At 65.7% G+C, this 25,140-nt stretch carries 18 protein-coding genes; 6 read left to right on the forward strand and 12 right to left on the reverse strand.

All coding sequences use genetic code 11. The features are described from left to right. Positions 1–143: 143 nt before the first annotated feature. Positions 144–488, reverse strand: a complete 345-nt coding sequence (locus tag Q0S16_RS01505) for an endonuclease domain-containing protein (RefSeq protein WP_295844243.1) — start codon at positions 486–488, stop codon at positions 144–146. A 48-nt stretch (positions 489–536) separates the two neighbouring features. On the opposite strand from Q0S16_RS01505, the gene trpA reads away from it, so the two are divergent. The 4 genes from trpA to Q0S16_RS01525 all read left to right on the forward strand — a co-directional run bounded on the left by trpA (position 537) and on the right by Q0S16_RS01525 (position 4,482). Next, positions 537–1,373 (forward strand): tryptophan synthase subunit alpha, encoded by an 837-nt coding sequence (gene trpA, locus Q0S16_RS01510; protein ID WP_295844244.1) that lies wholly within the window; start codon positions 537–539, stop codon positions 1,371–1,373. A 102-nt stretch (positions 1,374–1,475) separates the two neighbouring features. Then, on the forward strand, positions 1,476–2,405 hold the full coding sequence (accD, locus tag Q0S16_RS01515) for an acetyl-CoA carboxylase, carboxyltransferase subunit beta (RefSeq protein WP_295844246.1): 930 nt from the start codon (positions 1,476–1,478) through the stop codon (positions 2,403–2,405). Further along, the gene (locus Q0S16_RS01520; protein WP_295844248.1) at positions 2,402–3,727 is read left to right on the forward strand and encodes a folylpolyglutamate synthase/dihydrofolate synthase family protein; all 1,326 of its coding nucleotides are present in this window, start codon (positions 2,402–2,404) and stop codon (positions 3,725–3,727) included. The genes accD and Q0S16_RS01520 overlap by 4 nt, the downstream gene beginning before the upstream one ends. Before the next feature lie 14 nt (positions 3,728–3,741). Next, entirely contained in the window at positions 3,742–4,482 is a 741-nt protein-coding gene (locus Q0S16_RS01525; protein WP_295844250.1) for a metallophosphoesterase family protein, read from the forward strand. Between the two features lie 120 nt (positions 4,483–4,602). On the opposite strand, the gene trxA is transcribed toward Q0S16_RS01525, so the two are convergent. The 11 genes from trxA to ubiE form a co-directional block, all read right to left on the reverse strand. Continuing rightward, entirely contained in the window at positions 4,603–4,923 is a 321-nt protein-coding gene (gene trxA, locus Q0S16_RS01530; RefSeq protein WP_295844252.1) for a thioredoxin, read from the reverse strand. A gap of 95 nt (positions 4,924–5,018) precedes the next feature. Further along, positions 5,019–8,504, reverse strand: a complete 3,486-nt coding sequence (addA, locus tag Q0S16_RS01535) for a double-strand break repair helicase AddA (RefSeq protein WP_295844255.1) — start codon at positions 8,502–8,504, stop codon at positions 5,019–5,021. Next, positions 8,501–11,668, reverse strand: a complete 3,168-nt coding sequence (gene addB / locus Q0S16_RS01540; protein ID WP_295844257.1) for a double-strand break repair protein AddB — start codon at positions 11,666–11,668, stop codon at positions 8,501–8,503. Before addB ends, addA begins: the two co-directional genes overlap by 4 nt. Positions 11,669–11,732: 64 nt before the next feature. Then, positions 11,733–12,455: a nucleotidyltransferase family protein gene (locus tag Q0S16_RS01545; protein ID WP_295844260.1), complete on the reverse strand. Its 723-nt coding sequence runs from the start codon at positions 12,453–12,455 to the stop codon at positions 11,733–11,735. A 125-nt stretch (positions 12,456–12,580) separates the two neighbouring features. Next, positions 12,581–12,898, reverse strand: a complete 318-nt coding sequence (locus Q0S16_RS01550; RefSeq protein WP_295844332.1) for a PilZ domain-containing protein — start codon at positions 12,896–12,898, stop codon at positions 12,581–12,583. Positions 12,899–12,987: 89 nt separating this feature from the next. Continuing rightward, positions 12,988–14,511 (reverse strand): tRNA (adenosine(37)-N6)-threonylcarbamoyltransferase complex ATPase subunit type 1 TsaE, encoded by a 1,524-nt coding sequence (gene tsaE / locus Q0S16_RS01555; RefSeq protein ID WP_295844262.1) that lies wholly within the window; start codon positions 14,509–14,511, stop codon positions 12,988–12,990. Beyond that, positions 14,508–17,030: a PAS domain-containing sensor histidine kinase gene (locus Q0S16_RS01560; RefSeq protein WP_295844266.1), complete on the reverse strand. Its 2,523-nt coding sequence runs from the start codon at positions 17,028–17,030 to the stop codon at positions 14,508–14,510. The genes tsaE and Q0S16_RS01560 overlap by 4 nt, the downstream gene beginning before the upstream one ends. 170 nt (positions 17,031–17,200) lie before the next feature. Beyond that, complete coding sequence (gene dut / locus Q0S16_RS01565) at positions 17,201–17,659, reverse strand: dUTP diphosphatase (RefSeq protein WP_295844269.1); 459 nt, start codon at positions 17,657–17,659, stop codon at positions 17,201–17,203. Then, positions 17,656–19,083 (reverse strand): bifunctional phosphopantothenoylcysteine decarboxylase/phosphopantothenate--cysteine ligase CoaBC, encoded by a 1,428-nt coding sequence (coaBC, locus tag Q0S16_RS01570; RefSeq protein ID WP_295844270.1) that lies wholly within the window; start codon positions 19,081–19,083, stop codon positions 17,656–17,658. The genes dut and coaBC overlap by 4 nt, the downstream gene beginning before the upstream one ends. Positions 19,084–19,141: 58 nt before the next feature. Next, positions 19,142–20,710, reverse strand: a complete 1,569-nt coding sequence (gene ubiB / locus Q0S16_RS01575; RefSeq protein ID WP_295844272.1) for a 2-polyprenylphenol 6-hydroxylase — start codon at positions 20,708–20,710, stop codon at positions 19,142–19,144. Then, a complete protein-coding gene (gene ubiE, locus Q0S16_RS01580; protein ID WP_295844335.1) occupies positions 20,707–21,468 on the reverse strand; it encodes a bifunctional demethylmenaquinone methyltransferase/2-methoxy-6-polyprenyl-1,4-benzoquinol methylase UbiE in 762 nt (253 codons plus the stop codon). The genes ubiB and ubiE overlap by 4 nt, the downstream gene beginning before the upstream one ends. 94 nt (positions 21,469–21,562) lie before the next feature. Here ubiE and mutM point away from each other — a divergent pair, with 94 nt between their 5' ends. Beyond that, complete coding sequence (mutM, locus tag Q0S16_RS01585) at positions 21,563–22,444, forward strand: bifunctional DNA-formamidopyrimidine glycosylase/DNA-(apurinic or apyrimidinic site) lyase (RefSeq protein ID WP_295844274.1); 882 nt, start codon at positions 21,563–21,565, stop codon at positions 22,442–22,444. Positions 22,445–22,935: 491 nt separating this feature from the next. Beyond that, on the forward strand, positions 22,936–25,035 hold the full coding sequence (locus Q0S16_RS01590) for a HAMP domain-containing methyl-accepting chemotaxis protein (protein WP_295844276.1): 2,100 nt from the start codon (positions 22,936–22,938) through the stop codon (positions 25,033–25,035). Positions 25,036–25,140 lie beyond the last annotated feature (105 nt).

Genomic DNA, 25,140 nt, shown 5'->3' on the forward strand with positions numbered 1-25,140 from the left:
TCACGTTTGGCCCCCTCACCCGGCTGCTTCGCAGCCGACCTCTCCCCAACGGGGAGAGGTGTAACAGCGATCTTCCTTCACCTCTCCCCGGTGGGGAGAGGTCGATCGGCTGAGCGTAGCGAAGCCGGTCGGGTGAGGGGCCTTCAGTCCGGCCGTAATGTACCCAGAATCATTTCCAACACCCCTTCAAGGTTTTCATACACATCGCTGTTCGAAACGCGGACGATATGGAAGCCGCATCGCGCCAGCACCTCCGAGCGAGCCTCGTCGCGGGCGCGTTCGGCCTCAGTGTGGTGCGTGATGCCGTCGACCTCGACGATCAGCTTCCCGTCGAGCGTCACAAAATCGACGATGTATCGGTCAATTGGATGCTGGCGGCGAAATTTCCAGCGGGCCAATTGGCGCGCACGCAACGCCTGCCATAGCTTCGCCTCGGCGCTGGTTTGCGCGGCACGGAGTTGCCTGGCTCTGGCTTTGAACCTGTTCATCCCCCCAACTCTCCCTGAGCGAGAGTGTAGCATAGCGGTTGCCGCATCATGACCACCCGAATCGATACCCGCTTCGCCGAACTGAAGACCGAGGGCCGCGCGGCCTTCGTCACCTTTGTGATGGCCGGCGATCCGGATCTCGTCACCTCGCTTGCTATCATCAAGGCGCTGCCGAAGGCCGGCGCGGATATTATCGAGATCGGCATGCCGTTTACCGATCCGATGGCCGATGGTCCCGTGATCCAGGCGGCCGGGCTGCGCGCGCTGAAGGCCGGCACCACGCTGCGAAAGACGCTGGCGCTGGTCAGTGACTTCCGCAAGGACGAGGCGAGGACGCCGATCGTGCTGATGGGCTACTACAATCCGATCTACGTCTACGGCGTCGACAAATTCCTCGTCGATGCCAAGGCCGCGGGTGTCGATGGCCTGATCATCGTCGATCTGCCGCCGGAGGAAGATGCGGAACTCTGCCTGCCGGCGATGAAGGCGGGTCTGAACTTCATTCGCCTGGCGACGCCGACCACCGACGACAAGCGACTGCCGGCGGTGCTCGCGAATACTTCCGGTTTTGTTTACTACGTTTCGATCACCGGCATTACCGGTAGCGGCAGCGCCGATTCCTCCGCGGTGGGTGCCGCGGTGGCGCGGATCAAACGCCATACCGACCTGCCGGTCTGCGTCGGCTTCGGTATCCGTACCCCGGAAGCGGCGCATGATATCGCGCGGCATGCCAATGGCGCGGTGGTCGGCTCGGCGCTGATCGATGCGCTGAAGGCGTCGCTTGACGCCGACGACAGGGCTACCGCTACCACGGTTAGCGCGGTCGCCGATCTCGTCGCCTCGCTGGCGCAGGGCGTCCACGGCGCGAAGCAGGCCGCGGAATAAGCCACAATCTGGCGATAAAGCCACCAGGCGGTTGTCGGGCCCAGCCCTCGCCGCCATGTCAAGATCAGAGCGACGCCACCAGGTTGCGACGCGGAGAACAAGATGAACTGGCTTACCAACGTCGTCCGGCCGAAAATCCGCAGCATCCTGCGCCGCGAGACCCCGGAGAATCTGTGGATCAAATGCCCCGATACCGGGCAGCTGGTGTTCTACAAGGACGTCGAGCAGAACCAGTTCGTCATTCCGGGCTCGAACTACCATATGCGGATGAGCGCCACCGCGCGCTTGAAATCGATCTTCGACAACGAGACCTGGTTCGACGTGGCGCTGCCCGACGTCATCGCCGATCCGCTGAAGTTTCGCGACGAGCGCAAATATGCCGACCGGATCCGCGACGCGCGCGCCAAGACCGGCATGAATGACTCCGTCAAGGTCGGCTACGGCAAGCTGGAAGGCGCCGGCGTCGTGGTCGCGGTGCAGGATTTCGATTTCATGGGTGGGTCGCTCGGCATGGCCGCCGGCGAAGCGCTGGTGCGCGCGTTCGAACTCGCTCTGGAAAAGAAATCGCCCTGCATCGTGTTCGCGGCCTCCGGCGGCGCGCGCATGCAGGAGGGCATCCTGTCCCTGATGCAGTTGCCGCGCTCGACCGTCGGTGTGCAGATGCTGCGCGACGCCAAGCTTCCCTACATCGTGGTGCTGACCAATCCGACCACCGGCGGTGTCACGGCGTCCTATGCGATGCTGGGTGACGTGCAGATTGCCGAGCCCGGCGCGCTGATCGGCTTCGCTGGCGCCCGCGTCATCGAGCAGACGATCCGCGAAAAACTCCCTGAGGGTTTTCAGCGCGCGGAATATCTGAAAGAGCACGGCATGATCGACATGGTCGTGCACCGCCACGATCTGAAGCCGACCCTCGGTCGGCTGTGCCGGCTGCTGACGAAATCGCCGGCCGCGGAAGTCACGGCGAAGCCGGTCGCGACAGCCATCGAACTCCCCGCCAGCCCGGAGCCGGTGCCGGCCGCGCACGCGTGAGCACGGCACCATCGCCGGGCGCCCTCGGCGACATTCTGGCGCGGCTGTCGTCGCTGCATCCGGACACGATCGACCTCTCACTCGATCGGATGCAGCGGCTGCTGGCGCGGCTGGGTCATCCCGAGAACCGGTTGCCGCCGGTGATCCATGTCGCCGGCACCAATGGCAAGGGATCGACGGTCGCCTATCTGCGCGCGATCCTCGAGGCCGCGGGGCTGCGCGTCCACGTTTTCACCTCGCCGCATCTGGTCCGGATCAACGAAAGCATTCGCCTCGCCGGCGTGCTGGTCAGCGATGACGCGTTGCTGGCAGCCCTGGCGCATTGCGAGCTGGTCAATGCCGGCGCGCCAATCACGCTGTTCGAGATCGAGACGGCCGCGGCCTTCGCATTGTTCGCCAGCCATCCGGCGGATGTGGTGTTGCTCGAGGTGGGCCTGGGTGGCCGGCTCGATGCGACCAATGTCATCGAGAAACCGGTAGCCTGCGTCCTGACGCCGATCAGCATTGATCACACCGATTTCCTCGGCACGACGCTGCCGCGGATCGCCGCCGAGAAGGCTGGCATCATCAAGCGCCGGGTGCCGGTGATCACCGCCGAACAGCTGCCGGAAGTGACGACGGTGATCGAACAGCAGGCGCGCAGGTTGCATGCGCCCAGCCATTGGGCCGGACAGCAATGGCATGTCAGCGTCGAGCGCGGCCGGCTGGTGTATCAGGATGAGCGCGGGCTGATGGACCTTGCCGCGCCCAGATTGTTCGGGCGGCATCAGTTCGGCAATGCCGGCCTGGCGATTGCGACGCTGCGGGCGCTCGAACTCTTCAGGATCGATACCGCCGCCTATGAGGCCGGCGTCGCGCGCGCCGAATGGCCGGCGCGGATGCAGCGGCTCTCCAGCGGAGCACTGGTCGAGGTCGCGCCAAAAGATTCCGAGATCTGGCTCGATGGCGGCCACAATGCCGAAGGCGGTCGCGTCATTGCCGCGGCCCTTGCTGATCTGGAAGAGCGGGTGTCACGGCCGCTGGTGGTTATCGTGGGCATGATGGCCAACAAGGATGCCGTCGGCTTCCTGGCCAATTTCGCCGGCCTGACGCGGCATATCATCGCCGTCCGGATTCCCGATCGCGCCGGCGCCATGAGCACGGACGCGCTGGCTGACGCCACGCGGCAGGTCGGCATGCGCGCCGAGACCTCCGCCGGTGTCGCCGTCGCTTTGGAGTCTCTGACCCGGCTTGCCTACGAAGTGCCACCGCGTATTCTGATCACTGGCTCGCTGTACCTCGCCGGCCACGTGCTGGCTGAAAACGGCACCCCGCCGACGTAAATCCAGGAGCTTCGATGCGTTTTGCCGCGATCGCCGATGTGCATGGCAATTATCTGGCGCTGGAAGCCGTGCTCGCCGATATCCGATCACAGGGCGTGACCGAGATCGTCAATCTCGGCGACATGGCCAGCGGCCCGCTGGATGCAAAGCGCACGCTGGATATCATGATGGGCATGCAGGCCACCTGCGTCCGCGGCAATCATGATCGCTATCTCACCGACGACAGGCTGGAGGACATGTGGCCGTCCGACCGCTATTCGCATGGCCAGCTGGAGGCGAAGCATCTCGACTGGCTGCGCGCGCTGCCGTTCAGCGCCGTCTATCGCGACGCCGTCTATCTCTGTCACGCCACGCCGGCCGACGATAATACCTATTGGCTGGAGGCGGTGACGCCGGATGGCGTGGTGCACATGGCCGCGATCGAGACCATCGAGCAGCGGGCCATGGGCATTGAACAGTCGCTGATCCTGTGCGCGCACTCGCACATCCCGCGCGCGATCAAACTTCGCGATGGCCGGATGATCGTCAACCCCGGCAGCGTCGGCTGCCCCGGCTATCGCGACGTCGCGCCGTTTCCGCACGCGGTGGAAACCGGCACGCCGGATGCCTGCTACGCCATCCTCGAGCAATCCGGCGAGGCGTGGCAGGTGACCTACCGACGGGTGCCGTACAACAACGCCGCGATGGCCGATCTGGCGCGGGCGAATGGCCGGGCCGAATGGGCCAGCGCGCTGGCGACGGGCTGGATCGGGTAACGCCGCGCCCTCTGTTCAATCTGCCGGCGCTGCGTTCACCTCTCCCCAACGGGGAGAGGTGACAAAGCAAACGGCCGGCGACAAGGTCACCGGCCGTTGAAATCATTCATCGCAACGCGATCACACCGCGGCGGTGATCCACTGCTGCAGCTTCTGCTTCGGCGCGGCGCCGACCTGGCGCGAGGCCATCTCGCCGCCCTTGAAAATCATCAGGGTGGGGATCGACATCACGCCATATTTGGACGCGGTCTTCGGGTTTTCATCGACATTGAGCTTGAGGATGGTGACCTTGTCGCCCATCGAGGCGGAAATCTCGTCCAGCGCCGGTCCGATCATGCGGCAGGGGCCGCACCATTCCGCCCAGAAATCGACGACCACGGGACCGGTTGCCTTGAGCACTTCCGCTTCGAAATCGGCGTCTGAAACCTTGCCAACGGCCATATTGTCCTCGTTCTGCTGGTGGGAGAGCGCGTCACAAGAATCGCGCTTGGATGATAATCAACCTATGAACGCACCCTTGCCGGGTCAAGGCATGCTCACGCGGAGATGACGGAGGCCAGCGCTGCGTCCAGCGCAGTCGCCGAAAGCTCCATGATTTCAGGCGTTTCGGTCCAGAGCAGCGCGGCGCGCACGGCGATGCCGGGATATAATTTCGCCAGCACGGCCCGGTACAATGCCAATTGCCGGACATAGGCCTCAGGCGCCTCGGCCAGCGCGCGCGGTGGCGCGTGGTTGGTCTTGTAATCGACGATCCAGACTTCCTTTGGTGTCACGACGAGGCGGTCGATCTGCCCGGACACCAGCAAGGGCTGGCCGCGACGCCGCAGCCGGCCGACGATCGAGACCTCGGCACGGCTGCCCGGTGAAAACAGCTCGGCAAAGCGGGGATCCTCGACCAGAGCCAGCACCTGTACGGCCAATGCGGAGCGGTCGTCCCCGCTCCATTTGTCGGCATGGCGGGCGAGATAGCGCGTCGCCGCGTCCTGTCGCCGTTCGGCGGTGACATCGGGCAACGATTGCAGCAGCCGGTGCACCAGCGTGCCGCGTTGCCTGGCGCGGGTGCGATCGGCATCGGTTTCGCCAGGTCTCAGGCCGTGGTCGTCGTCGGCGGGATCGGAGGGCCGCAGAAAATTTTCGCGACGCGGCTCGGCGGCCATGGTCGTGCGAAGCCAGGACGGCAGCTCGGTCGCTGGCACGGCTTCCGGAACCGCCGCGACCCCGGTTTCCGACGCGACATCTTCCAGCCGCGAATAGCGCTTCACCACGCCGTCCGGCGGCGGCACGTTCTGCATCCGCAGGCCGGAGCCTTCGAGGCCCCTGAGAATCAGATCGTACCACGACAATGGCCGCACCTCGTTGCGGTTGCCTGGCATGCAGCCGCCGACGATCAGCCGGTCGGCGGCGCGGGTCATCGCCACATAGAGCAGCCGGCGATATTCGTCCTCGGTCTCCTGGATCTTGGCGGCACGTGCTTCGGCGACCGCCGGCGGATCGTCGCCCTTCTTGCCGGCCCACACCACCACGCCCGGCGCATAGGGCGCGGCATTGCCTTGCGGCAGGTGAATCAGGTTGAGCCGCTGGGTATCCGCGGGCGACGAAGTGGTGTCGACCAGGAACACCACCGGTGCTTCCAGCCCCTTCGAGCCGTGCACGGTCATGACACGGACTTCGTCGCGGGTGATCTCCATGTCGCGCTTCACTTCGGTGTCGGCGGCGCGCAGCCAGTTCACGAACCCCTGCAGCGAGGCGGGGGCCTTCTGCTCGTAGCCGAGTGCCAGTTCGAGGAACTCATCGAGCGCGTCATTGGCCTCGTGGCCGAGCCGGCGCAGGAATCTCGCGCGACCGCCGTCGCCGCCGAGCAGCCAGGCATAGAAGGCGAACGGCGTTTCGTGAGCGACGCGGCGCTCGCATTCATGCAGGCGTTTTCGCGCCGCATCGATTTTTTCGTTCAGCTCCGCATGTTCGTCGAGCGCGGCGCGCAGCGTATTTTCGCGCTGCCACGCCAGCTTGAACAGGTCGTCGTCGTCGAGACCGAACAGCGGGCTCTTCAGCGCCACCGCCAAAGCAAGGTCGTCCTGCGGCAGCAGCAGCGCGTCGGCCAGATGCATCAGGTCGATGATCGCGATGTGCTCGGTGAGTTTCAGGCGATCGGCGCCGGCGACCGGAATGCTGGCGTGTTTCAGCGCCTGGATGATGGCGTTGAACGCCTTGCCGCGGCGGCGCACCAGCACCAGCACGTCGCCATAGCGCAGCGCCCGTCGGCGGCCGATCGCGCCGGTCTGGGTGCCTTCCGAAATCAGCGTTTTGATCTCGGCCTGCACCCGCCGCGCCAGCTGCACTTCGGGGCTGGTCTCGGAGACGTTGTCGAACGGCGCCTGCCAGCCCTCGATCGGCTCGCGCTCGGCCTGGATCTGCAAATCCCACAGGTCGATCAGGCTGGGGCCGGCGTCGCCCAGCGATTCATGGATCGGGTAGCCGTTCTCGATGGCATGGATGCTGCGATAGATCGCCTGGTCGCGAAACACATGGTCGACCGACTGCAGGATCGCCGCGCCGGACCGGAACGAATAGGTGAAGGCGACCGGATCGAATGTGTGACCGGCGTCCTGGAAGCGACTCTGCAGCGACTTGCGGCGCAAATCGAATTCGCGCGGCGCGGCGCCCTGGAACGAGAAGATCGACTGCTTCTCGTCGCCGACCGCGAAGATGGTGCGCTTGACGCCGTCGCGGGCGCCTTCGCCGGAGGTGAATTCCGAGATCAGATGGGTGACGATATCCCATTGCCGCGGGCTGGTGTCCTGCGCCTCGTCGATCAGCACATGGTCGACGCCGCGATCGAGCTTGTAATGCACCCAGGCGGAGGAGACATTGTCCAGCATCGCCAGCGTCTTGTCGATCAGATCGTCATAGTCCAGCAGGCCGCGCTCCTGCTTCTCGCGGGCGTAATTCGCGGCGACGCCGCTGGCGATCACCAATAGCGCCTGCGTGCGGTCGCGCATCATCACGGCGCGGCGGCGCGCCAGCAGCACCGACAGACGCTCGCCTTCGTTTGTCAGCGTCGCGGCAAGATTGGGATGGCCGTCATTGGTCTTCTTGGTAGCGAATGACTTGCGCGGCTCCATGGTGCCGGTGAAGAACACTTGGAGATATTTGTCGACCTGCGCGCTGCCGTCGAGATCCAGCGCCGCCCGCAGGCGATCGGCTTGATCATTGTCGGTCTTGGTACTAGCCGCGAAGATTTCGGCCGCCGCCTCCCAGCGTCGCCGCGGCAGGTGCGGGCCATCGACCATCTCGCTCTCCACGGCTTCCGTGGAATCCTCGGGCGTCACGCCGAGCGTCTGCGACAGTTGCGTCATCGCCGCCTCGACGCTGCCGGCGCCCTCCGTCCAGGCCAGGAACTTGTCGCGGCTGAGCGAGGCTTCGCGCACCACGTCGCGAAAGGTCACGTCGGCGGCCGAGGTCATCGCGGTCGCCAGCGCGCGACCCTCGGCGCTGTCAGCATCCGCGGCGGCGCGCAGCAGCACGTCGAGCGAGGCGCGCTCCATCATCTCGTTCTGGTCGCGGTCGTCGAGCACGCTGAACCGCGCCGGCACATTGGCCTCGAACGGAAACTGTTGCAGCAGCCGCGTGCACAGCGCGTGAATGGTCTGCACCTTCAGCCCGCCCGGTGTCTCCAGCGCGCAGGCGAACAGTTCGCGCGCGCGCAGCCGCGTCGAGCGGTCCGGCGTGGCGATGCCGGCATTGCGGATCGCCTGATCCAGCGCGCTGTCGTCGAGCGACACCCAGTGCCCGAGCGTGGAGAACACGCGCTCGGCCATGTTGGCGGCCGCGGCCTTGGTGAAGGTCACGCAAAGGATCTTCTCCGGAGGCACCCCACTGAGCAGCAGCCGGATCACGCGGTTGACCAGCACGTAGGTCTTGCCGGAGCCGGCATTGGCGGAGACGAACACCGAGGCGGCGGGATCGGAGGCGCGTCCCTGCTTGGAGCGCGCATCGGCGGGGATCTCACGCAGCGCGCTCATGACTCGTCTCCGGTGCCGCCAGCGGCGGACCATTCCTTGATCCGCGCCAGATCGTCATAGCGGCCATAACGGTTCGACCACATCGACAGGCTCAATGAGGTGTAGGGGGTGGTCTCATCCTCGAATTTCAGGATCAGGGCTTCCAGCTTGTTGCGCGCCTCGTCGGCGGCCTCGTCGGGATATTGCGGCTCCTCCTTCTCCACTTTGAGGATGAGTTCGTGCGCCTTGCCTGGCGGATTGTTGCCGCTGAGCCGGATATACAGCAGCTCGCTGACCGAGGCACCGGCCGGGATGCCCTCGAAGCCCCCCTCGCGCAGGATCGCTGCTTCCAGCGTCAGCTGCGGCGACAGGCCCATGCGGACCTGCTTGCCGCTCGGCGGCTGTCCCGTCTTGTAGTCGAGAATGGCGAAGGTGCGGTTGGGGCGGCGCTCGATGCGGTCGGCGCGAGCCGACAAATAGAAGGTGCGGCCGCTGATCAGTGGAATCGAAATCTCGCCGCGCTGCTCGGCAATGATGCTGCTGACATTGTGCCGGCGCTCGACCTCCCAGTTCGCAAACCACGAAGCGATGCGCAGGAAGCGTGGCCACCACAGCGCGCGCGCTTCCGGCCGCGTCATCAGCGGCGCGAAATGCTTTTCGCCGATGCCGCGCAGCACCCGCGCCGGATCCGCGGGCAGCGATGTGTCGTGCAGCTTGGTGAAGTCGCCGAGCGAATCGTGGATCGCTGAGCCGCGGTCGGCGGCCGATAGCGGCATGTCGACCGGATCGAGCGGCGCCAGCTTCAGGATGTGTTTGGCGTAGATCGTATAAGGATCGCGCAGCCAGTCCTCGATCGCGGTGACCGAGAGCCGCAGCGGCCGGGCCTCGCGCGGCGGCCGCGGCATTGGTTGCGCGATTGGCGTGACGTGGTGCGGGCGATCGAGTTCTGCCGCATACAGAATATACTTCTCGCCGGCCGCGACCGCGGCATCCCAGCGTGATTGTCCGGCGACGGCTTCGAGCCGGTGCAGGAAACGCGAGGCGACGGCGGGGGCGCCGCCGACCTTGGCCGAGTGGCTGAGAATGACATCGTCGGCGCCCAGCAATTGTGCGAAATCATGCGCCGACAGGCCGATGCGGCGCTCCGGCAGATCGAGGCCGAGCTGGTGCCGCATCGGGCGGCTCAGCCACGGGTCGATCCGCGGCGCCGGCGGCCAGATGCCCTCGACCAGGCCGCCGATGATCACGCGCTCGCAGGGCGTCAGCCGCGCTTCCAGCGGGCCGTAGATCCGAAGCCGTGCCTGCGCGGCTTCGGGCCGGCGCACGGTCTTGTCGCCGAACGCGGTCTGAAACACATCTGCGTAGTCGCCGAGCGGCACCATCAGCCCGCTCGGTGAGATCTGGTCATCGGCGCGGTCGCCCAGCAATTCGTCGAAGGCGGATGTCAGCGCCTGGCCCTGATGGCCGTCGAACGCCACAGATCGTTCCAGGTCGTCGCGCGACAGCGCCTTGATAACGTCCTGATGTCGCTTGCCCAACTCGACAAAATCATGCGGCTTGAACCGGCCAACGCTTTCCAGCGGCAGCATCGCGTCATGCAGCTTGGCGATCAACGCCTCAGCCCCGAGCAGCCGGTGCTCGGGCAATCGGGTGCGCGGTTCGGCCGCATGCAGCGTCGAATCTTCCTGGCGATTCAGCTTCGCCAGTTCGTCGCGAAACAAGGCAAAATCCTGCGTCAGGCCGGTGCTGCCCGCGGTTGGCCGGGTGCCGCGCAGCAGTGCCAGTTCCAGCGTCTCGATGGCGCTCTTCCATCCACCCGCGGCGCGGCCGAGCCGCAGCAGCGGGTGCTTCAGCAGCGCCAGCAGCGTGGCGGGCTCCAGCCCTTCGGCGATGGCCTCCGCCGTCAGCCGCGCGAAAATGCCGGGCGGCGTATCCATCAGGGCGTCGCCGCCGGAATCGTCGAACTCGAGATTCCAGCGGCCGAGCGCGGCCATCACCCGTCGCGCCAGCGCGCGGTCCGGCGTCACCAACGCCGCCGAGATATTCTGTTCGCGCGCCTCGCGCATCGCCACCGCGATCGCCAGCGCTTCCATTTCCGGATTGGCGGCGGCGATTACGGCGAGTTTCCGCATGCCGTCAGCGATGCGTTGCGCGATGGCGGGCTGCGCCAGCCGTGTGTGCCACTGCGCGGTGGCGTTCGACGGCCGCATGGTTTCCGAGGCCAGTATCTCGCGGCCGAGCGGCGCCGGCGCGCCGAGCCGTTCGACATCCCCGCGCTTGATACCGAAACGCCGCAGCAGCCCGAACATGGCGAATTGCGGATGGTTGGAGGAAGGCGGTGCGATTATCCGACCCTGCGCATCCACCGATCCGCCGATCAGTTGCCAGGCTTCATCGTCGAGATCGGTGTCGAGCCCCGGCAGCACCACGGCGCCATTCGGCAGGCCGGCGATCGCGCGGAGAAATTTCGCGGTCGCCGGCATCGAACCGGTCGAGCCGGCGGCGATCACCGGGCCGTCCAGATGCCGTGTCAGCCGTATTGCCTCGGCCTCGATCAGGATGTCGCGTCGCGCGGCGGGCTCGATCCGGCCATAGGCCTTGAGGATGTCCGGCCAGACCTCCCTGGCGATGTTGAGAAACTGCAGCGTCAGCTGCCAGTATTTGTCGAGCGCATCGGGCACCAGGCCGTCCAGCGAGGCCCAGTCGACCTTGCGCGTCACCATGTCGTCCATCAGCCGCGCCAGATCATCGGCCAGCTTCAGGGTCGAGGCCGGGCCGCCGACCACCAGCGGCGCCTGCGCGGGATCACCGGGCGTGATGCGTTTGGCCCAGGCCGCGATCAGCTGCGCCAGCAGCAGCCGGCGCTGCAGGCCGTCGAACGCCGGCAGCGTGTCGAGGTCGGCGAAGCTGGCCTGCGAGGATTCCTGTGCGAAGTCGATCTCGTCTTCATCGATATCGTTGAAGGTGACGATTCGCGGCAGCACCACGGCGTCGGTGCCGAGCACGTCGAGAAAGATCTCCCGCGCCATGCGGCCAGCACGGCGGGTCGGCAGGTATAGCGTCGCGGTCGCCAGTCGCTCCGGCTGCGCGCGCGCGGAAAAACCATCGACGAGGTGGCCGTCGACCAGCGCGGTGATGAGCGTGCGCAGAAACGGCGCCGAGGCGGGAACACTGAATACGCGCATGGCCATCCTGATTCGCGAACAGGATGTATCATGGCATGGGCGGGAAGACGGCGGGAGTCAGGCCTCACGCCACGCTGGCGAGATAGGCGTCTTCCGCGGCACGCACCGCGTCGGGCGTCCCGACATGCATCCAGACGCCGTCCATACGCAGCCCGAACAATCTTTCCTGGGCGTTGGCACGGTCGAACAATTGGGTCAGCGGGAATTCGCCGGCGGGGGCATCCGCGAACAGCGCCGGCGACAGAATGGCGACGCCGGCATAGACGAACGGCACCACCTGGTTTTCCTTGCGACGGCGCAGCGCGCCGTCCGGCAGCATGGCGTAGTCGCCGGCGCCGGCGTAGCCGATGCTGTTGGCGGTCGGCGCCATCAACAGCAGGACGTCCATCTTCGCGGCGTCGAAAGCCTCGGCGAGCCGCGCCAGGTTCGGCCGTACGCCGTCGATCCACATCGTGTCGGCATTGAGATGGTAGAACGGCTCGCCGCCGAGCAGCGGCAGCGCCTTGACCACGGCGCCGCCGGTGCCGAGCACCTGATCGCGCTCGTCGGAAATGATGATTTTCGGCCGCGACCGCGCCGCGACATGGTCGATGATCTGGTCGGGCAGATAATGCACATTGACCACGGTCTCATCGACGCCGGCCTCGGCCAGCTTGTCGAGCACGTGGTCGAGCAACGCGGCGCCGGCCACCCGTACCAGCGGTTTAGGCAAGGTGTCGGTGATCGGACGCATTCGCAGGCCGAGACCGGCGGCGAGAACCATGGCTTTGGTGGGGGGGACGGGCATCGGGATAGGTCTCGAAAATGGCGCAGAATCGAAACCTAGCACGACCTCGACGCCTTCGCATGAATCGATCAAGCCATAAAGGGTCGCTATGACGAAGATGCGACGGGGAAGAGGCTATCCCGCGTTCAGGCGTCCGCGTCTTCGGGCCGCCGGGCCTGCTTCTTTTTCTTGTCGTTCTGCTTCAGGAAGTTGACCCCGATCTGGTCGCCATTGACCCAGCCCAGTTCGCAGCGGCGATAGGCGAGGCCGGTGGACGACAGCAGCAGGAAAAATTCTTTCAGGTTCAGGCCCTCGACCGTGCCCTCGACGGTCAGCCTGGCGCTAATTTCGGAAATATCTTCCATGATACAGGCGCGGCGCCAGGTGCCATCAATGCCCATCATGTGCGCGGGAAAGCCTCGCTCGAAAACGACCCGCTCGCCCTTCCGCCGCTCCGCAGCTATCGCCATGCCTGTTTCCAGTACCGCCGTCCCGGCCAACAGGGCGGGGATGGCGGCAAGGTAAGGCCATCCACGCTAACAGGCGGTAAAAGTCAGGTGGCCGGCGGGGGCACATGCGCCGCGTACCAGTCCCGGATCGGTGCCAGTGTCGGATGCGCCAGCGAGCGGTTCAGATAGCTCCAGATACGCGGCTGATGCCTCAGATAATGCGGCTTGCCGTCGCGGCGGTTGAGCCGGGCGAAGGTGCCGAGCAGCCGTGTATTCCGCTGTACCGACATGATCGCGTACATTTCGGCAAAGCCGCCGGCATCGAAACCGGGATCGGCCGCGCGCCGTGCCTTGGCATAGCGGGCCAGCATCGCCAGTTCGAGCGGTTCGGGCACATCGATTCGCGCGTCCTGCAGCAATGACACAAGGTCGTAGGCGGCGGGGCCGAGCACGGTGTCCTGAAAATCGATCACGCCGACCTTCCGGATTCCGTCGCGGTCGTCGAGCCAGATCAGGTTCGGGGAATGGAAATCGCGCAGCACCCAGGTCCGTGGCGCGGCTTCGGATTTTGCGAGAAGCTCGCGCCACAGGGCCAGGAACTCGGTATGCGCCTCGTGCGTCAGCGGGGTGCCGCGATCGGGCAGATACCATTCCGGCATCAGCCCGATCTCGATCAGCAGCGCCACGGTGTCGAAAGTCGGGATTTTGTAATCGGCCTGCGGCAGCAAGGGCAGGGTTTCAGGCAGCGTTTCACCATGCAGCGCGGCCAGCATGCCGGTCGCGGCCTGGTAGCGCTCGGCGATCGGCATCGCCGGATCGCCCGCGATGAAGGCGGCGGTGCCAAAATCCTCGGTGATCAGGAAGCCGGCGCCCAGATCGGCATGATGGATCGCCGGCGCCGAGATGCCATGAGCGCGCAGGCCGTTGGCGATCGCGACAAACGGCTTGACGTCTTCCGCCAGATGCACCGCCGCGCTGTAGGATTGGCCATCATAGATCGCGGCGCCATCCGGTCGGCGCGGCGCGTTCATCAGGATGACGACGCCGTCGTCTCGGATCAGCCTGGCGTAAGAGCGCGTCGAGGCGTCCCCGGCCATGCGGCGGCGGCCGGCGTCGAGATAGTTTGCTGCTTCGAGAAAGTCGCGCAGCGCTTTCAAGCGCCGTACGGTCGCCGCGGCGGTGCCGTGACCGGTGATCTCGGCGGCGCGCGCCATCGTACCCAGCGCCGGCCGATGGCTCAGCGCGATGTCGATGCGGTCTTCGGGCATCGAGGCGGCGGCGCGCTCCGGCCATTCGATCAGCACCACCACGCCTTCCGGCAATGGCGACAGACCGATCTCCTCGAGTTCGTTCGCATCGTTGATGCGGTAGAGGTCGGCATGCACCAGCGGGAACGATGGTAGTTCGTAGCTCTGCGCCAGCGTGAAGGTCGGGCTCGGCACTTCCAGTTCGTCATCGCCGGCGAGATAACGGATCATGGCGCGGGCCGCCGCGGTCTTGCCGGCGCCGAGTTCGCCCGACAGCGTGATGACATCGCCGGGGCTTATCAGCAGCGCCAGATCAGCCATCAGTTGCGCGGTGGCGGTCTCGTTCGCCAGCACCAGCGAGAATGTGGCGATGGCGCTCATTCCGCGGCGTTGCGATGCGCGGTCTGGTCGGCCGGGAAATCGCAGGTCACCGTGGTGCCCTTGCCGACCACGGAATCGACGCGGACCTTGCCGCCATGCAGTTCGACGAAGGAGCGCACCAGCGACAGGCCGAGCCCGGCGCCGCGATGCCGCGAGCCATTGGCGTGGCTCTCGAACCAGTCGAACACCTTGTCCTTGACCTCGGGCGGAATGCCCGGGCCATGGTCGGTGACCGTGAAGGTGACATTGTGTTCGCCGCGCCGCGCCGTTAGCGACACGGAGGAGTCCTGCGGCGAAAAGCCGACCGCGTTGGCGAGAAGATTGTACAGCACCTGCACGACCCGGCGTTCGTCGCCGGTGAAGTTGCCGATGCTCGGATCGACGTCGATCTTCAATGCGATACGATCGCGGGCGAGACGATCCTGGATGCCCTCGGCGGCGTCGTCAATGGTCTTGCGGATGTCGATGGGACCAAGATTCAGCGTCATCGCGCCGGCATCGATGGTGGCGAGATCGAGGATGTTGTTGATGATGGCAAGCAGCGCGCCGGTCGAGCTCGTAATGTAGTCGAGATACTCGGCCTGCTTCGGCATCAGCGGGCCGGTGACGGGATCGCTGAGCAGATGCGCGAAGCCGATGATGGTGGTCAGTGGCGAGCGCAGTTCGTAGGAGACATGGTGAACAAAGTCGACCTTCATCTGGTCGGCGGCTTCCAGCGCCTCGTTGCGCTCGCGCAGCGCGCGTTCGACATTCTCGGCGTCGGAGATATCCTGGAAGGTCAGCATGGTGGCGCCGTCGGGTAGCGGCATCGTCATGCAGTCGAGCACGCTGCCGTCCTTGCGCTCCAGTTTCAGCGGCACCGCGACGCGGTTCTCGATTCCGGTAATGGCGCCGCGCAGCGTCTGCCAGGTGATCGCGTCATCGAACAGCGGTCGGCACCAGGATTCCACCATTTCGATATGCGGATGCTGCTGCATCGCTTCGTCGGACAGTTTCCACATCTTGGCGAAGGCGGGATTGAACAACTGCGCGCGGCCGTTGCTGCCGAACACCGCGACCGCCTCGGCGAGGTTGTCGAGCGTCTCCCGCTGCACCCGGATCAGGCCGTCGAAGCGGCGCGTCAGTTCGAGGCTTTCGGTGATGTCGTCGAACAGATAGGTGACGCCGCCCTCGGGATTGGGCGTCGTCACGATGCTGAGCGCGCGACCGTCGGGCAGATACCAGACGTCCTTCGCCGGATCCACGGCGCGGTAGGCCTCGTGCAGCTTCAATTTCCATTCGCGAAAGTTCGGCTGCTCCGGCAGTTTTCGCGCAGCGCGCAGGCGGTCCAGGACGCTTGAATCGTCCGGATTGCTATCGAGGAAGGCCCGGTCGAGGTCCCACAGACGGCGGTAGGAATCGTTGTAGAAGGCGAGCCGGCGCTGGGCATCGAATACTGCGACGCCCGACGACAGCTGATCCAGCGTGCGGCGATGCGCTTCCGCCATCCGCACCAGCGCGGCCGACAGCGCGGAAGCTTCGGAAGCGTCGATGGCCATGCCGGCGCTACCGCCGGAAACGTTCAGCGCGTGGACGTCGTAGATGCGGCGTTCACCGGCGATCACGATCGGCACTCGCGCGGTGAATGGCTGGTTGTCATTCAGCGCGCGCGTCAGATTGTTGCGCGCGTCGCTGTCGAGCAGTTCGAGGTTGCGCTCGATCGCATCGGCGCCGCTGCTGGCTTCGGTCGCGCGGACATAGGCGGCATTCACGAAGGTCAGCCCGCCGCCGCTGTGCCGGGTCCAGATCGGCCAGGGAGCGGCCGCCGCGAAGCCGCGCAGCGTCTCGGTCTCTTCCGATAATTCCTTGTGGCGCAGCGTCATTTCGGCGAGCTCGCGGCGCAATCCGCTGAGTTCGCGAATCCGTACGATCGCCTGCCCGCCAATGGCGCGCCCCATCGCCTCGATGGCGCGGCCGCTGGAGGTCGTGAGGTTGAGCAGAAATCCCTCGCCGGCATCGAGCAGCGCGTCGACGGCGTGGTCGATCTGCAGCGCCGGCTCCGGCGGCAGCCAGGTACCAAACGCGAGAATGCGCTGTGGCTGATGGTTTTGCGGCTCCTGCGACATCACCAGCGAGGTGTCGCCCGATATTTCGGGCCGGGTGTCGCCGGCGGCCCAGGCGATCAGCACCTGCGGTTCGGCGAACAGCAGCGCCCGGAAGCGATCGGCTTCGACGTGCAGGCCATGCAGATCGCTGCGCAGTTTCGCCTCGGTCCTGGCGGCGCGAATCCGGTGCAGCATCAGCAGGATGGTGGCGACGACGGAAAAACCGACCACGGCCAGCGCCATGGTCAGCGCCGCCAGTTCCTGACGGTTGAGATCCGAAAAAATATCGACGAACTTCGCGGCTATGGTTTCGTCGGCGGCCTCGGCCGGGGACATTGTCCAGATGGCGGATACGCCAATGACCACGAGCCCGTCGCGCACCAGTGAGGTGCATGACAGCAAAGTCCGACGCATCGCCGCGATCACGCCTGACATTATTCGCCCCAAACCACGTCTTCCCGAACGGCCGCTCACCGCTCGCGAATCGTCCGACAATATCCTCTTCGGGAGTCGCGGGGTAAGAGTCCAGACCGTGAACGCAAAAACGCTTCAGCAAAAAAGCCGGACACGAAATCGTTGCGGACGGTTTTGGACGCGTGAGGGGCCTATCGGCCGGTGGAACCGAAGCCGCCGACGCCGCGATCGGTTTCGCTCAGCACCGTCGCGGCGATGAGTTCCGCGCGCGCGATCGGCGCGATCACCATCTGTGCGATGCGTTCGCCGCGCTGGATGGTGAAGGCCGCGGCGCCGTGATTGATCAGCAATACGCCAATCTCGCCGCGATAATCGGCGTCGATGGTGCCCGGCGAATTCAGCACCGTGATGCCGTGCCTCGCGGCGAGTCCGGAGCGCGGCCGCACCTGTGCTTCGTAGCCAGGTGGCAGCGCGATGGTCAGCGCGGTCGGCACCAGCGTGTATTGGCCAGCCTGGAGAATCATCGGCGCATCCGTCGGCACTGCGGCGAGCAGGTCCATCCCGGCCGCATGCGCGGTCTGATAGGCCGGCAGCGCGAGGCCGGCGCCATGCGCGAGCTGCCGGACGTCGATGGAGATAACGGCGCTCATGGCATTTCTTTCTCGAGATATTGAGCGATGCGCGCGACCAGCGTAGCTGCGACTTCGCCTTTGCTCATCGCGGCCCAGGCCTCGACGGCGATGTCGTTGCCCTGGCGTGTCAGCAAATGCACCGTGTTGCTATCCCCGCCCATGACACCGCTGGATGGCGAGACGTCATTGGCGACGATCCAGTCGCAGCCTTTTCGCGCGATTTTTATTTTTGCATTGGCGAGCAGGTTTTCGGTCTCGGCGGCGAAGCCGATCACCAGTGGCGGGCGGTTGTCGGCGCGTCTGGCGATCGTCGCCAGGATGTCGGGGTTTTCCGTGAGCTGCAGCGGCGGCAGCGCGGCGCCGGTCTTCTTCAGTTTCTGCGCGCCCGCGCTGACCACGCGCCAGTCGGCCACGGCCGCGGCGAAGATCGCGATATCGACCGGCGGCGCCGCTTCCACCGCGGCGAGCATGTCGCGCGCGGATTCGACATGCTGCACCGTCACGCCATCGGGATCGTCGAGATCGACCGGTCCGGAGATCAGAATCACTTCGGCGCCGGCGGCCTGTGCCGCGGCTGCGATCGCAAAACCCTGCTTGCCCGAGGAGCGGTTGGCGATGTAGCGCACCGGATCGATCGGCTCATGGGTCGGGCCGGCGGTGATCAGCACGCGCTTGCCGGCCAGCGTTTGCGCCTGCGACGGCCGCAGCAACGCTTCAGCGGCGTCCGCGATCTGCATCGGCTCGGCCATGCGGCCGACACCGGCTTCGTTCGCTTCGGCCATCTCACCGGCATTCGGGCCAATCATGACCACGCCATCGCGCGTCAACTGCGCGGTATTGCGACGCGTGGCGGCGTTATTCCACATCAGCGGATTCATCGCCGGCGCCAGCAGGATCGTTTTGTTCGAGGCGAGAAGAATCGCGGAGGCGAGATCGTCGGCATGGCCATTGGCCATCTTCGCCATCAGGTCGGCGGTGGCAGGTGCCACGACAATCAGATCGCATTCGCGCGCGAGCCGGATATGGCCGGCGTCGAACTCGCTCTGCGGGTCGAACAGATCGGTGTAGCAGCGCTCGTTGGACAGCGCGCTGGCGGCGAGCGGCGTCACGAATTGCGTCGCCGCGCGGGTCAGCACGACGCGAACTTGCAGCTGTCGCTGCTTCAGACGCCGGATCAGGTCGAGCGCCTTGTAGGCCGCGATTCCGCCCCCGATGATCAGGGTAACCCGTTGACTCGGAGAGCTTTTCGGATTTTGCCTTGTTTTTGTCGCAAGACCCGCATTTTGGTGCGGGAAAGGGCTGGAAAGCGCCCGCTCCGGCCGCGCCGCCTCGCGCAGGATGACGCGGACCTCATCCTCGACCGATCGGCCATTTCGCGCCGCGCGCAGCCGAAGCTCGTCGCGAATCGCATCGTCGAGTTTACGGATCGTCAGGCTGGCCATCTCGGTCCTCGCATCAACTGACAGCAATGCTAGCACGATGCGCTAGCATTGCAATCGACTAATGCATGGACCACAGGATGCCGAGGAAGGTGATCGCGATCACCCAGATGCCGGCGATGCGCCAGCGCGCCTGGCTGGCCTGGCTGCGGCTGATCGCCGCGATGGTCTCGGGATCGAGCCGCAGTCCGTCGCGGCTCATGGTCTCGAGCTGCTCCAGCACGGTGACGGCGCGCGAGGCGATCGCCGGCAGGCCGGAGAACACGTGGCCGAGCTCGCCGGCGCCGGACAAGGCCCCTTGGATTTTTCCAAGCGGCCCGAGATTGCATTCGATCCATTCCCGCACCACGGGATCGGCGACCTTCCAGATGTCGAGTTTCGGATCGAAGCTTCGTGCGACGCCTTCGACGACCACCATGGTCTTCTGCAGCAGGATCAATTCCGGCCGGGTTCGCATGTCGAACAGGCCGGTGACCTCGAGCAGCAGCGTCAGCAACTTGGCCATCGAGATTTCCTCGGCGGTGCGGTTGTGGATCGGCTCGCCGATCGCCCGGATCGCCTGCGCGAAATTCTCCACCGAGTGATGCGCCGGCACGTAGCCGGCCTCGAAATGCACTTCGGCGACACGGCGATAGTTTCGGGTGATGAAGCCGAGCAGGATCTCGGCGAGGAAGCGGCGTTCCTTCAGCCCGAGCCGGCCCATGATGCCGAAATCCACCGCGACGAGGCGGCCTGAATCATCCAGAAACAGATTTCCCGGATGCATGTCGGCATGGAAGAAGCCGTCGCGCAGCGCGTGGCGCAAAAAGCTCTGGATCACCTTGCGGCCGAGATCGGGCAGGTCGACCTGGGATTCGGCCAGCCGCGCATGATCGTTCAGTGCGATGCCGTCGATCCATTCCATCGTTAGCACATTGTGCGAGGTGCGGTCCCAGTCGACCGTCGGCACGCGGAAATCCGGATCGTCGGCGGTATTCTCGGCCATCTCCGACAGAGCGGCGGCCTCCAGCCGCAGATCCATTTCCATCGTCACCGAGCGCGACATGATGTCGATGATCTCGATCAGCCGCAGCCGGCGGGCTTCGGCGGAATATTGCTCGGCCTGAATCGCGACGAACATGAAGTCGCCGAGGTCGCGGCGGAACTGGGCGGAGACGTTGGGCCGCAACACCTTCACGGCGACGGCGGTGCGCACGCCGTCCTTTTCGATCTCGGCGCGATGCACCTGCGCGATCGAGGCGGCGGCGACCGGCGGGCTGAAGCTGGCATAGAGCTGCGCCACCGGGCGCTCCAGCGAGGCCGCGACCACGCCTTCCGCCTCGGTCATCGAGAATGGCGGCAGCCGGTCCTGCAGGCTTTCGAGATCGCGCGCCATCGTCACGCCGACGACGTCGGGCCGGGTAGCGAGAAACTGGCCGAGCTTGAGATAGGCCGGCCCGAGCCGCGTCAGCGCCGCCGATAATCTCGCGCCGGACTTGACGCCGGGGCGTTCGATCAGCCGCGCGACCCGCATCGCCAGCTGGCCGCCCGGCGGCACCAGCGCGGGATCGACGACGCCGAACACGCCCTCGCGCGCGAACACGAAACCGGCGCGGGCCAGCCGCGCGATATGCACCAGGGCAGAAATCACAAACGCCAGCCCGAATGCAGCGCGACGATGCCGCCCGACAGCGACTCATATTTCACACGGGAAAATCCGGCGTCGCGGATCATCTCGGCGAAGGCGGCGGGTTTCGGAAACTGCCGGATCGATTCCACCAGATACTGGTAGGATTCCGCGTCGCCGGTGACCGCCTTGCCAAGCGGCGGGATCACCTTGAACGAGAACAAATCGTAGATCGTATCGAGGCCGGGGACATCCACGGTGGAGAATTCCAGGCACAGGAACCGGCTGCCCGGTCTCAGCACGCGATAGGCCTCGGCGAGCGCGCGGTCGATGCGCGGCACGTTGCGGATGCCGAACGCGATCGTGTAGGCGTCAAAACTCTTGTTGGCGAAGTCGAGCGCCTCGGCATTGCCCTCGACGAAATCGACGCGGTGTTCGAGGTGTTTTGTCACCGCGCGTTCGCGGCCAACCTCGAGCATGCCGGTGTTGATGTCGCAGACGGTGGCGTGGAAGCCGTCGCCGGCCTGGCCGGCCGCGCGGAACGAAATATCCCCGGTGCCGCCGGCGACGTCGAGCAGCGCGAATGGCGCGTCGGAGCGCGGCGGGTTCAGGGCCTGGATCATCACGTCCTTCCAGACGCGGTGCATGCCGATCGACATCAGGTCGTTCATCAGGTCGTAGCGCTGCGCCACGCTGTGGAACACGTCGTTGACCAGATTCTGCTTGTCGTCCACCGGGACGTCGCGGAAGCCGAAATGCGTGGTTTCGCCGGCCTGATCCATCGTTGTCATCCAAAAAGCCTCGTCGCGGCGCACCATAGCGCGGCCGTCGTAATGGCGCTATCACGTCCGGGCCTCAAGGTGAATGACGTCGATCATGCCCGAACTGCCCGAAGTCGAGACCGTCCGCCGCGGCCTGCAACCGGCCATGGAGGGCGCCACCATCCTGCGCGCCGAAGCGCGCCGTCCGGACCTGCGTTTTCCGCTGCAGCCGGACTTTCTGGCCCGGCTCGACGGGCAGACCGTCACCAGCCTGTCGCGACGGGCCAAATATTTGCTGGCCGATCTCGGCTCCGGTGACGTTTTGTTGATGCATCTCGGCATGTCCGGTTCGTTCCGCGTGGTGTCCGACGGCGCCGCGACCGCGCCCGGCGCGTTCCATTATCCGCGCAGCGATGACCGTACCCATGACCATGTGGTGTTCCACATGTCGTCGGGTACCTCCGTGATCTACAACGATCCGCGCCGCTTCGGCTTCATGAAGATCTTTGCCCGCGCCGATATCGAGCGCGAGCCGTTCCTGAAGGACATCGGCCCGGAGCCGCTCGGCAACGCTTTCGATGCCGCGATGCTGGCCGCGGCCACCGCCGGCAAGAAGACCAGCCTGAAGGCCGCATTGCTCGACCAGCGCGTGGTCGCGGGGCTCGGCAATATTTATGTCTGCGAGGCGCTGTTCCGCTCGCAACTATCGCCGCGGCGCCTCGCCGCGACGCTGGCCACTCAAAGAGGCGAGCCGACCGATCGCGCGGTGCGCCTGGTCGGCGCCATCCACGACGTACTCAACCTCGCCATCAAGGCCGGCGGCTCGTCGCTGCGCGACCACCGCCAGACCTCCGGCGAACTCGGCTACTTCCAGCATTCGTTCCAGGTCTATGATCGCGAGGACGAGACCTGCAAGACCGATGGCTGCGAGGGCATCGTGAAGCGCTTCGTGCAGAACGGACGCTCGACGTTCTGGTGTCCGAAGTGCCAGAAGTGAATTTGTGTCCGTAGTCCCTCGGCCGCCATGGCAAGGAGCCGTTGCGACGAGGCAATCGAGTCTTGCCTTGCCCGCGGCGTTCTGGATTGCCGCGCCGCTTCGCTCAGGGAAAGCGAATTGGCTTTCCCTGAGCGCGCAATGACGGGGGTGGGTGGGGGACACCGACTCATCTTTAGGTCATCAGGCTCTACGGCGCACAAGTCGCTCGTGCTATCTCTTCTCTACCCGCGCCGACGGCGTGGGTTTTCTCCATCATCGATCCATCCGCTCGCTTCAAGGATGGCGTCTCAAGGATGACGTCGGCCGTGAGCGGATGATGGGGCGGCGGAGCCGTCTCGCCGCTGCTCTTCTTCTCGACTGGGTGGCGCGCGTGGTGGTGCCGGGCGGCGCGGTGTCGTGTTGTCCGTAACTCTACCGGCCATGATCTTTTCGGTTTTGCAAGCGCGGGCCGATGAAGTGTCGACTTCACGGACATCCAGCCGGAAATCTTGATGACAATCCGAACGAAGCTTTTCGCCATCACCGGCGTCCTAAGTGCGATTGTCCTCGTGCTGGTAGGACTGTATGCGAAGCTGGCTCTCGACGAGCGCTCGGGCTTGCAAACCGCCTCGCAGATCAACGCCGTCTCCGATCAATATCTCGCCGCGGCCGCGGCCTGGGCGATCGAGCGCGGCACCGCCAACACCGTCATCAATAATCCCGCGACGGCCACGGAGGCGCAGCGGCAGGCGATCGCCAGCCAGCGCGAACTCGGCGACGGGGCATTCGCCGAGGCCGGCCGGTTGCTCGCGCTGCTCGACACCGCATCAGAGGCGGCTCGGCAGTCGCACCAGCAGGCCGAAAAAGACCGCGCGGAGCTGGCGGCGCTGCGCGCCAAGGTCGATCAGGCCAGATCCGTCGAGCCCGGTCTGACCGGCATCTGGTTCGCGGCCGCGACCCAGCTGATCGCAGATGCCCAGAGCGCGCGAATGGCGGTCGAGCGGGCGTTGCCAGGCAGTCTGCCGGGCGGCGTGCGCGGGCTGTTCGAGCTGAAAGGGCTGCTGGCGGTGATGAGCGAAGCCGCGGGCCGCGAGCGCGGCGGCCTGGCCGGTGCGATCGCGGGCGGTAAGCCGCTGTCGGGATCGCAATATCTCGTTCAGGGCGGCAACCGCGGTCAGATCGATATTTCCTGGGCACGCCTGAAGGCGATGTCCGGCGGTGTGGACGCGGAAATCGGCACGGCGATGGAAAGCCTCGGGCGCGGCTATTTCGACGAGTTCGAGAAGGTCCGCGCGTCGGTCTATGCCGCGTCGCTGAATGGCGCGCTCTATCCGATGTCGGCCTCCGAATGGTTTGCGAGCGCCAGCAAGGCGATCGGCGAAATCGTCGCCACCCAGCGGTTGGCGACCGACGTCGCCAGCCGCCAGATCGCGCAGGAGAACGAAGGCGCCCGGCTGCGGCTGATCGTGGCGTCGCTGATCGCGGCGGCGGTGACCGGCGTGGCCGTGCTGTCGATGTGGCTGATCCGCGGCCAGGTGGTCCAGCCGATCATCGTGATGTCCCGATCGATGCGTGAAATCGCCGCCGGCAACCTTGAACTGGATATTGCCGGTGTGCATCGCCGCGACGAGATCGGCGATATGGCGAGCGCGGTGATGATCTTCAAGGAGATCGGCATCGAGAAACAGCATCTGGCACGGGCGCATCTGCGGTTGCAGGCAGACGCGCATGGTGAGCGCGTCGAGGCGTTGAAGGACATGGCCGACAATGTCGAGCGAGAAACCACGACCGCGGTGAACGACGTGCAGCGAGGCACCGCGCATATGGCTGACACCGCGATACATATGAACGACAGCGCCGTCATGCTGCAGAAGAACAGCACGAGCGTCGCGGCGGCCGCGGAGGAAGCGCTGGCGAATTCGGAGACAGTAGCCACCGCGTCGAGCGAATTGAGCAAGTCGATTGCCGAGATCGCCTCTCAGGTCACCGTGTCACGCGCCCTGACGGTCGATGCGGTGGCGGCATCGGGCAGGGCGCAACAGACCATCGCCAAACTGGCGGGGGCGGCCACCAAGGTCGGCGCGGTCACCGATATCATCAGCGAAATCGCAAGCCAGACCAATCTGCTGGCGCTCAACGCGACCATCGAGGCGGCGCGCGCCGGCCCTGCCGGCCGCGGCTTTGCCGTGGTCGCCGCCGAGGTCAAATCGCTGGCGGAGCAGACCGCCAGGGCCACCAGCGAGATCGCCCAGCAGATCGCCGAGATCCAGCAGGCGACCGAGGAGTCGGTGCAATCGATCAACGCCATCGGCGTGGTCATTCGCAATGTCGAGTCGGTATCGTCGATCATCTCCGCCGCGGTGGAGCAGCAGAGCGCCGTGACGGAGGAAATTGCCCGGTCGGTCGAACAGACCTCGCTCGCGGCACGGGAAGTCGCCGCCCAGATCGTCGTGGTATCGAACGAAGCGATCGAAACCGAGCGCCGCGCGGCCGAAATGCGGAACGGAGCAGCGCTCATCGCGCGACAGGTCGATGGCCTGCATACCAGCCTGGTGCGGGTGATCCGCACCTCAACGGACGACGTGAACCGCCGGATATTCGCCAGCAAGTAAGTCAATCGGCCAGGCCGCCGACGTCCGCGCGGATGCGCCATGCGGCTGAGCGGCTTTGCCGGCCATATCGACAGCAACGGCGCGATGCTGCGTCTCGCGCCGCGG

The organism is Tardiphaga sp. (assembly GCF_025356345.1).
In the GTDB taxonomy this organism is placed as follows: domain Bacteria; phylum Pseudomonadota; class Alphaproteobacteria; order Rhizobiales; family Xanthobacteraceae; genus Tardiphaga.

Coding starts and splice junctions, on each gene's coding strand:
- Q0S16_RS01505 (WP_295844243.1), bottom strand. CDS start 488: ATGAACAGGTTCAAAGCCAGAGCCAGGCAACTCCGTGCCGCGCAAACC.
- trpA (WP_295844244.1), top strand. CDS start 537: ATGACCACCCGAATCGATACCCGCTTCGCCGAACTGAAGACCGAGGGC.
- accD (WP_295844246.1), top strand. CDS start 1,476: ATGAACTGGCTTACCAACGTCGTCCGGCCGAAAATCCGCAGCATCCTG.
- Q0S16_RS01525 (WP_295844250.1), top strand. CDS start 3,742: ATGCGTTTTGCCGCGATCGCCGATGTGCATGGCAATTATCTGGCGCTG.
- trxA (WP_295844252.1), bottom strand. CDS start 4,923: ATGGCCGTTGGCAAGGTTTCAGACGCCGATTTCGAAGCGGAAGTGCTC.
- addA (WP_295844255.1), bottom strand. CDS start 8,504: ATGAGCGCGCTGCGTGAGATCCCCGCCGATGCGCGCTCCAAGCAGGGA.
- addB (WP_295844257.1), bottom strand. CDS start 11,668: ATGCGCGTATTCAGTGTTCCCGCCTCGGCGCCGTTTCTGCGCACGCTC.
- Q0S16_RS01545 (WP_295844260.1), bottom strand. CDS start 12,455: ATGCCCGTCCCCCCCACCAAAGCCATGGTTCTCGCCGCCGGTCTCGGC.
- tsaE (WP_295844262.1), bottom strand. CDS start 14,511: ATGAGCGCCATCGCCACATTCTCGCTGGTGCTGGCGAACGAGACCGCC.
- Q0S16_RS01560 (WP_295844266.1), bottom strand. CDS start 17,030: ATGTCAGGCGTGATCGCGGCGATGCGTCGGACTTTGCTGTCATGCACC.
- dut (WP_295844269.1), bottom strand. CDS start 17,659: ATGAGCGCCGTTATCTCCATCGACGTCCGGCAGCTCGCGCATGGCGCC.
- coaBC (WP_295844270.1), bottom strand. CDS start 19,083: ATGGCCAGCCTGACGATCCGTAAACTCGACGATGCGATTCGCGACGAG.
- ubiE (WP_295844335.1), bottom strand. CDS start 21,468: ATGGATCAGGCCGGCGAAACCACGCATTTCGGCTTCCGCGACGTCCCG.
- mutM (WP_295844274.1), top strand. CDS start 21,563: ATGCCCGAACTGCCCGAAGTCGAGACCGTCCGCCGCGGCCTGCAACCG.
- Q0S16_RS01590 (WP_295844276.1), top strand. CDS start 22,936: ATGACAATCCGAACGAAGCTTTTCGCCATCACCGGCGTCCTAAGTGCG.